Source organism: Haloparvum sedimenti, from assembly GCF_001462205.1.
Classification (GTDB): Archaea; Halobacteriota; Halobacteria; order Halobacteriales; family Haloferacaceae; genus Haloparvum; species Haloparvum sedimenti.
Genome location: NZ_LKIR01000122.1, coordinates 9,781 through 17,987, shown reverse-complemented (window position 1 = coordinate 17,987; position 8,207 = coordinate 9,781). Strand labels below are relative to the sequence as shown.

The window sequence follows — 8,207 nt, the reverse complement described above, 5'->3', positions numbered from 1 at the left end:
GTCCTCTCTTTTGGAGGCGTGCTTCTTCGCGCTGTACGGGTCGAAGGCGCTCGACGGCACGCTGGAGGACGTGATCACCAACGGCGAGGAGGAGACGGAGGTGACGCTCGCGTTCACCCACGACGGCGGGAGCTACCGCATCGAGCGCCGCCTGAAGGACTACGGCGACCGCGTCGGCCACGACTGCACGCTGGAGGGGCCGGACGGGCTGACGCGCGACGGCGCCACCGCGGTCCGCGGCTTCGTCACGGAGCTCCTGCGAATGGACGCCGAGGCGTTCGTCAACTGCGCGTACGTCCGGCAGGGCGAGGTGAACAAGCTGATCAACGCCACGCCGAGCGAGCGCCAGGACACCATCGACGACCTGCTCCAGCTCGGGACGCTGGAGGAGTACCGCGAGCGCGCGGGCGACGCCCGCCTCGGCGTCGAGGACGTGTTGACCGCCAAGCGGACGCTCCTCGAAGACCTCGACGAACGGATCGACGAGAAGGAGGAGAAGGACCTCCACGGCCGGCTCAACGAGCTGGAGAGCGACCTCGCCGAGCTCGAGGAGCGAGTCGAGAACTACGAGCAGCAGCGCGAGACCGCGGTCGAGACGCGGGAGGAGGCCGCCGCGGTGCTCGACGCCCAAGCGGAGAATCGCGAGGAACTGCGCGAGGTCGAGACGGCCATCGATGACCTGGAGGCGGAGATCCGCGAGGCCGAGAGCGAACGCGAGGGACACAAATCCGAGATCCGCGAGGCTCGCGAGCGGATCGCGGAGCTCGAGGCGGAGATGGACGACCGGCTCGACGACGCCGGTCTCGACGCGGCGACCGAGGCCGCGGTCGAGGAGCGCCGCGCAGCGTTCGACGCTCGCGAGGAGGAGTTACAGGAGGAGCTGTCGGACGTTCGCGTCGACGCCGAGGCGTTCCGCAACCAGGCGGACAACCTCGCGGAGAAGGCCGACGACCTCGCGGACCGCGCCGATGAGCTGGACGGCGAGGCCGACGACCTCGAGGAGCGCGCCGCGGAGGCCGAATCGGAGGCCGAGGACCGCGCGGACCGACTCGATGACCTCGCCGAGGAGGCGGAGACGCTGGAGGGCCGCTTCGCGGACGCCGATGTCGACCGTGGCGAGGCAACCGCGAAACGCGAGGCGCTGCGCGAGGAGCGCGGCGAGGCCCGCGAGCGCGTCGCCGAGTTGGAGGCGGAGCTGAGCAACGCCCGCGACCGCGTCGCGGAGGCCGAGGAGCTGCTGGACGCCGGCAAGTGCCCGGAGTGCGGCCAGCCGGTCGAGGACTCGCCGCACGCCCACCGCGTCGAGGAGGACCGCGAGCGTGTCGCCGAGTTGGAGGGCGACCTGAGCGACGCCCGAGAGCGGGTCGCCGCCCTCGACGACCGGATCGACGCGCTCGAGGAGCTCGTCGATGCGGAGGAACGCCTCGCGGACATCGAGGACGCTCGCGAACGGCTGGAGGAGCGCGTCGCCGAGAAGCGGGAGGCGGCCGAGACGCACCGCGAGGAGGCCGAGGAGAAGCGGGAGGCGGCCGGCGAGAAGCGCGAGAAGGCGACCGATCTCCGCGAAGTCGCCGAGGAGAAGCGGGGAGCGGCCGCGGAGGCGTCAGAGACGGTCGAGACGCTGGAGGGCGACCTTGCGGACCTCGCGGACGCCCGCGAGGCGGTCGACGCGGTTGCGGAGCGGCTGGACGCGGTCGCGGACGCCGAGGACCGGATCGAGCGCCTGCGGGAGAAGCGGTCCTCGATCGCGGATCTGAACGACGAGCGCCGCGACCGGCTCGCAGAGAAGCGCGAGCGCCGCGACGAACTCCGCGAGGAGGTCGACGAGGGCGCCATCGAGGATGCGAAGGAGCGGAAGGAAGAGGCTGAGAACTACATCGAGCGCGTCGACGCCGAGCTCGACCGGCTCGCCGATCGGCGCGACGAGATCCAGAGCGCCATCGGGAGCGTCAAGGGCGAGATCCGGGACCTCGAGGAGCTCCGCGAGGACCGCGCGGAGCTCGCGGAGACGGTCGAGTCCCTCGAGTCGCTCCACGGCGAGACCGAGGACCTGGAGTCGATGTACGGCGACCTCCGGGCGGAGCTTCGCCAGCGGAACGTCCGCGAACTGGAGCGCATGCTCAACGAGACGTTCGAGTTGGTGTACGACAACGACGCTTACTCGCACATCGAGCTGGACGGCGAGTACGAGCTGACCGTCTACCAGAAGGACGGCCAGCCGCTCGATCCCGAGCAGCTCTCGGGCGGCGAGCGCGCGCTGTTCAACCTCTCGCTGCGGTGTGCGATCTACCGCCTGCTCGCGGAGGGGATCGAGGGCGCGGCGCCGACCCCGCCGCTCATCCTCGACGAGCCGACCGTCTTCCTCGACTCGGGCCACGTCTCGCGGCTGGTCGACCTCGTCGAGGAGATGCGCGGCTTCGGCGTCCGGCAGATCGTCATCGTGAGCCATGACGAGGACCTTGTGGGCGCGGCCGACGACCTCGTGACCGTCGAGAAGGACCCCCGCACGAACCGGTCGACCGTGGCGCACGCCGACCCCGACATCGCGAGCGCCGTGCTCCCGGCGGACGACGACTGACGCGCGAACGACCGGGCCCGCCGGGCGATCCCCGCCTCAGTCGTCTGTCGCGGCCGGCGACCCCTCCGCCGCCCCTTCCCCGTCGATAACTCCTTCCTTCCACGTGCCGCGGAGGAACCACGCGACGCCGACCGCGAAGGAGGCGACGGCGGCCGCGGTGTAGCCCCACCAGAGTCCCTCGACGCCCCAGTCGAGGCCCGTGTAGGTGACGCCGACGAGGGGAACGGTCACGGTGCCGAACGCGAGCGCGACCGCCAGCGGGACGCGGAACGCCCACCGCGAGAGCAGCGACAGCGCCATCGCGACCCTGGTGTCGCCGGCGCCGCGGAACGCGCCCTGGATCACCATGAGGCCGCCGAAGAACGCCCACGAGAGCGCCACGATCCGGAGGAAGACGACGCCCTCGGCGACGGTTGCGGGGTCGTCGATGAAGACGCGCATGGCGCCGTCGGGGAACACCCAGACGACGAGGCTCGCGGCGAGCAGGATGCCCATCGTCGCGAGCGTGGCGACGCGTGCGACCTCGCTCGCGCGGTCGGGCGTGTCCGCGCCGAGGTTCTGTCCGACCCCGGTTGCGGTCGCCTGTCCGACCGCGCCGGAGACGGTCCACGAGACGGACATCAGGCGGACGCCGATGCCGTACGCCGCGGTGGCGGCGGGGCCGAACCGCGCGACCAGCGCTGCCATCGCCACCGCCGCGAACGAGCGCGCCCAGCCGTCCAGCGTCCCCGGGTAGCCCACGTCGACGAGCTTCCGGAGGAGCACGGGGTTCGGTCGGAGGTCGCCGGGGTGGAGCTGGATCCCCCAGTCGCCTCGCAGGAGGATCCACACGCCGACGACGGTCGCGAACAGCCGCGAGACGAACGTCGCGACCGCGGCGCCGCGGGTGCCCATCGGCGGGATCGGTCCCCAGCCGAGGATGAAGACGGGGTCGATGACGATGTTGAGCCCCGCGGAGGCGGCGACGAGCCACATCGCGGTCTTCGTGTCGCCCGCGCCTTGGAGCGAGGCCCGGAACGCGAAGAACAGGAACGTCAGCGGCAGCGTGAGGAAGATGACCTCGATGTACGCCAGCGACTCGACGAACACCTGTCCCCGCGCACCGATCAGCCGCAACAGGGGTTCTCGGGCCGCAAACCCCGCGACGGCGAGCGCGACGGAGACGACGACCGCGAGCAGGCAGGTCTGGGCGACCACCTCGTCGGCCCGGCGGTCGTTGCCGGCGCCGACGTGTTGGGAGACGAGCGCGATGGTCGCCGCGGTCAGCCCCATCGCGGTGGAGACGAACATCCACGACAGCGGGAACATCAGGGAGACGGCCGCGACCGCTTCCGTGCTCACGCGACCGACCCAGAACATGTCCGCGAGGTTGTACAGCGTCTGCAGCAGGTTGCCGAGGACGAGCGGCCACGCTAAATGGAACAGCTTCGGGGAGATGCGGCCGGTCGTCATGTCGACGCGCGCGTCCTGGTTCGCCACGGGGACCTCTTACGCCGCAGGTCGTCACGGGAACCGGTAGTTCTTGCGGAGGCGGTCGGGCTGGCCGGCGCTCCGACTCCGCGCCGCTCGCCGGCGACCGTCGGGTTCCGCGACCGCAACGGGCAAGCCCCGGCGCGCGAACCACCGACCATGCCGACCGACGACGAACTTCAGAAGGCGGTCTCGGACGCCATCGACGCCCGCCTCGACGACTACCGCGCGTCGCTGTTCGAGCTGCTGCGCCAGCCGAGCGTCTCCACGACCGGCGAGGGCATGGCGGAGGCCGCCGACCTCGTCGCCGCCACCCTGACCGACTGCGGCTTCGAGACGGAGCTGATCGACACCGAGCGCTACCCGCTCGCGTACGCCGAGCGCGTCCCCGAGTCGGTTCGAGAGGGGGAGACCGACCTCGCGGACGTTCCCACGGTCGTCTTCTACGGCCACTACGACGTGCAGCCGCCGGGCGAGGAGGACGCGTGGGACTCGCCCGCCTTCGAGCCGACCGTCAGTGACGGACGGATCTACGCCCGCGGCGTCGGCGACAACAAGGGCCAGTTCCTCGCGCACGCGTTCGCGGTCGACGCGCTCGCGGCCGCGGACGCGTTCCCCGAAGTCGCCGTCAAGCTGCTCGTGGAGGGCGGCGAGGAGAGCGGAAGTGCCGGGCTCGTCGAGTACCTCGAGGCGGGCGCACCCGAGATCGCGGACGCGGACCTGCTCTACGTCGCGGACGGGCCACAGCACGCGGTCGGTCCGACCGGGGAGGCGGACGGGGCGGGAACCGCCGGCTCGCGGGAGGGCAAGCCGACGCTCATCTACGGCAACCGCGGCGTGCTCGCGTTCCAGCTCGACTGTCGGACCGCCAACACCGACCTGCACTCGGGCAACTTCGGCGGCCCGGTCCCGGCCGCGACGAACCGGCTCGTGCAGGCCCTCTCCTCGATGCGCGGCCCGGACGGCGACGAGATCACGGTCGAGGGGTTCCACGAGGGCGCGGACGTGACGGCGGCGGACCGCGAACTCGTCGCGGCCATCCCCGACGACTCCGCCGCCATCGCGGCCGACCTCGACGTGCAGCGGTTCGACGGCGACGGGACCTACTACGAGCGCCTGCTGACCGAGCCGACGATGACGGTCAACGGGCTCTCCGGCGGCTATCAGGGCGAGGGGATGAAGACGGTGCTCCCCGCCACGGCCTCGGCCAAGCTGGACTGCCGGCTCGTCCCCGGGCAGGACCCGCACGCCGTCTTCGAGGCCATCGAGTCGCACCTCGCGGAGCGGTTCCCCGAACTCGAGGCGACCAAGCAGTCCACCTTCCCGCCGATGAAGACGCCGGTGGACACCCCCGCCGCGCCGCCGGTCGCGGCCGCGCTCGAGGAGGTCTACGGCGAGGCGCCGGTCGAGCTCCCGGTGCTCGGCGGCAGCCTGCCCGCCGCGCTGTTCCGCACGGTCGAGGAGCTCGCGGACGTGCCCGTCCTCGTCGTCCCGTACGGCGACCACGACCAGGGGAACCACTCGCCGAACGAGCACATGAGCCTCGACCGCTTCGAGAAGGGGATCCGGACGAGCGCCGCGGTCGTGCGGGAACTGGACGGCGGCTTCTGAGGACCTGCCTTCTGAGCACGCTCTCCCGACTGTCCCACGTTCGGCGCGCGCCGCGGCGACCGCGAAGCGCGTCGCCGCGACCGCGCGAGGGAGGGCGCGGGCCGGCCGCCTGCGGTGCGTTGCTGTTCGCGGCCGGCCCGCGGCCGAGGCTGGGGAGGTGTGAGGCCACGCTCGACTCGACAGCCGCCAGCGAGGCTCACTGAGCAGCCGGCTGCGGCGACCAACTGACCAGAAAACGCCCTGGCGGACTGAAAGGGCGAGGCCGGTCGCGCCGAAGGGGAGTCGCTGAGCAACCTCTATCGGCGCGGGCGTTGCGGAGAGCGCCGATATGTTGCTCAGCGACCGCGAGCGGCCGAGGGCTTTCTGGGCGTTAGCGGCAAACGCAGCAGAACGCCTCATCAGTCAAAAACCAGCGTATAGCGAGCGGTCGAGGGCTTTCTGGGCGTTAGCGGCAAGCGCAGCAGAACGCTTCATCAGTCAAAAACCAGCGTATAGCGAGCGGTCGAGGGCTTTCTGGGCGTTAGCAGCAAGCGCAGCAGAACGCTTCATCAGTCAAAAACCAGCGTATAGCGAACGGCCGAGGGCTTTCTAGGCGGTAGCGACAAGCGCAGCAGAACGCTCTCCGAGACAGAAACGGGCACGGACGACCGATTTCGCAACCGCCTCTTCAGCGACGACCGGGTCCTCGAAACTCGCTTACTCTGCCAGCGCCTCGCGCAACAGCCCGTTGACCTCGCCGGGGTCCGCGGAGCCGCCGGTCTCCTGCATCACCTGGCCGACGAGGAAGTTGATCGCGCCCTCGTCGCCCTCGTGGTAGTCCGCGACCGCCTCGGGGTGCTCCTCGATGGCCGCCTCGACGGCGGCCGCGACTTCGCCGGACTCGGCCTTGCCGAGCCCCTCGCGCTCCACGACGGTGTCCGGGTCCTCGCCCTCGTCGAGCATCGCGCGGAGGACGACCTCCTCGGCGTTTTTGGTGGTGAGCTCGCCCTTGTCGACCAGTTCGATCAGGCGCTCGAACTCGTCGAGGCGGTCCTCGACGTCCGTGATCGCCATGTCGCGGTAGTTGAGCTCGCCGAGCAGGTTGTCGGCGACCCACGTCGCGGCGAGGTCGGGGTCGAACGCCTCGGCGACCGCCTCGAAGAAGTCCGCGACCTCCTTCGTGGACGTGAGCTTCGAGGCGGACTCGGCGTCGAGACCGTACTCCTCCACGAAGCGCTCGCGGCGGGCGTCCGGGAGCTCGGGGATGGGGATCGACTCCTTCCAGTCGGAGACCTCCAGCGCGGGGAGGTCGGCCTCGCGGAAGTAGCGGTAGTCCTTCTCGGCCTCCTTCGAGCGCATCGAGACGGTGATGCCGCGCGACTCGTCCCAGTGGCGCGTCTCCTGTGCGACCTCGCGGCCGCGACGGACCGCGTTCTTCTGGCGGGTGACCTCGTAGGCGAGCGCCTTCTCCGCGCCCTTGTGGCTGGAGATGTTCTTCACCTCGGTGCGGTTCGCCTCCGCGAGGGCCGCCTCGTCGATGGCGCCGTCCGCGGCCACCTCCTCGCCGGGGACCAGCGAGATGTTCGCGTCGACGCGGAGGCTGCCGTCGCGGGTGGCGTCGAAGACGCCGAGGTACTCCAGCACCTCCTCCAGCTTGGCGAGGAACGCGCGCGTCTCCGCCGGCGAGCGGAAGTCCGGCTCCGTGACGATCTCAACGAGCGGCGTCCCCGCGCGGTTGTAGTCGACGAGCGTGTAGTCGGCGGTGTCGATGGAGCCGCCGGCGTGCTGGAGGCTGCCGGGGTCCTCCTCGAGGTGCGCGCGCGTGATGCCGATCTCGCGGCGGTCGCCCTCGACGGAGACCTCAAGGCTGCCGTCCTGACAGATCGGGGCGTCGTACTGCGTGATCTGGAAGTTCCGCGGCAGGTCGGGGTAGTAGTAGTTCTTCCGGTGGAACGTGGTCGTCTCGGGCACTGAAGCGTTCAGCGCCTTGCCGATCTTCACCGCGGCCTCGACGGCGCCCTCGTTGAGCACCGGGAGTGCGCCCGGGAGGCCCAGACACACCGGGCAGGTGCGCGTGTTCGGCTCCTCGTCCTCGCTCGGCTCGGTCGAACAGCCGCAGAAGATCTTCGTGTCGGTTTCGAGCTGGACGTGGACCTCCAGCCCGATGACGACCGCGAGCTCCTTCTCGGCGGTCTGCGTACTCATTGCGCGACCGTAGCGCGCGCGGTGTGTAAAGCGTGTCGGGACGGCGATCCGACGCGGAGCGATGGCGGTACCGTCGCAATCCTGATGCGGTCGGCGCGCGCGAGCAACGCGCGCGAGGGAGGTCGCGGGCGGGGCGCGATGCGTTGCCGTGCGGTTCCGCGCCCCGCCCGCGGCCGAGGCTGGGGAGGGGTGAGGCTGCGGTGCGGTCGCGGGACGGTCGCGGTGCAGTGGGTGGGACTGAACGGGGCAGCCGGATCGAGCCGGCTGGGGCTTTCTGAACGTCACTCTCCCGAACAACAGGCACGACAGCAGCCAGAAAGCCGACCCAAGAAATCGCGCCACAGAAAACCGCGGTCCCGCTTTC

General features: G+C 70.8%; 4 protein-coding genes. 2 read left to right on the top strand and 2 right to left on the bottom strand.

Going from position 1 to position 8,207, the window contains the following annotated elements:
• A partial coding sequence (gene rad50 / locus AN233_RS08825; RefSeq protein ID WP_245626039.1) for a DNA double-strand break repair ATPase Rad50 occupies nt 1-2,578 on the top strand: 2,578 nt, incomplete at its 5' end.
• Between the two features lie 36 nt (nt 2,579-2,614).
• On the opposite strand, the gene AN233_RS08820 is transcribed toward rad50, so the two are convergent.
• Nucleotides 2,615-4,030, bottom strand: a complete 1,416-nt coding sequence (locus AN233_RS08820) for an MATE family efflux transporter (protein ID WP_058366468.1) — start codon at nt 4,028-4,030, stop codon at nt 2,615-2,617.
• 177 nt (nt 4,031-4,207) lie between these two features.
• Here AN233_RS08820 and AN233_RS08815 point away from each other — a divergent pair, with 177 nt between their 5' ends.
• The gene (locus AN233_RS08815) at nt 4,208-5,659 is read left to right on the top strand and encodes a M20/M25/M40 family metallo-hydrolase (protein WP_058366425.1); all 1,452 of its coding nucleotides are present in this window, start codon (nt 4,208-4,210) and stop codon (nt 5,657-5,659) included.
• A 696-nt stretch (nt 5,660-6,355) separates the two neighbouring features.
• Here the strand turns inward: AN233_RS08815 and gatB are convergent.
• Nucleotides 6,356-7,843 carry an Asp-tRNA(Asn)/Glu-tRNA(Gln) amidotransferase subunit GatB gene (gene gatB, locus AN233_RS17325; protein ID WP_058366424.1) on the bottom strand — a complete coding sequence of 496 codons (1,488 nt, stop codon included), beginning with the start codon at nt 7,841-7,843 and terminating at the stop codon, nt 6,356-6,358.
• Nucleotides 7,844-8,207: the final 364 nt, after the last annotated feature.

Coding starts and splice junctions, on each gene's coding strand:
- AN233_RS08815 (WP_058366425.1), top strand. CDS start 4,208: ATGCCGACCGACGACGAACTTCAGAAGGCGGTCTCGGACGCCATCGAC.
- gatB (WP_058366424.1), bottom strand. CDS start 7,843: ATGAGTACGCAGACCGCCGAGAAGGAGCTCGCGGTCGTCATCGGGCTG.
- AN233_RS08820 (WP_058366468.1), bottom strand. CDS start 4,030: ATGACGACCGGCCGCATCTCCCCGAAGCTGTTCCATTTAGCGTGGCCG.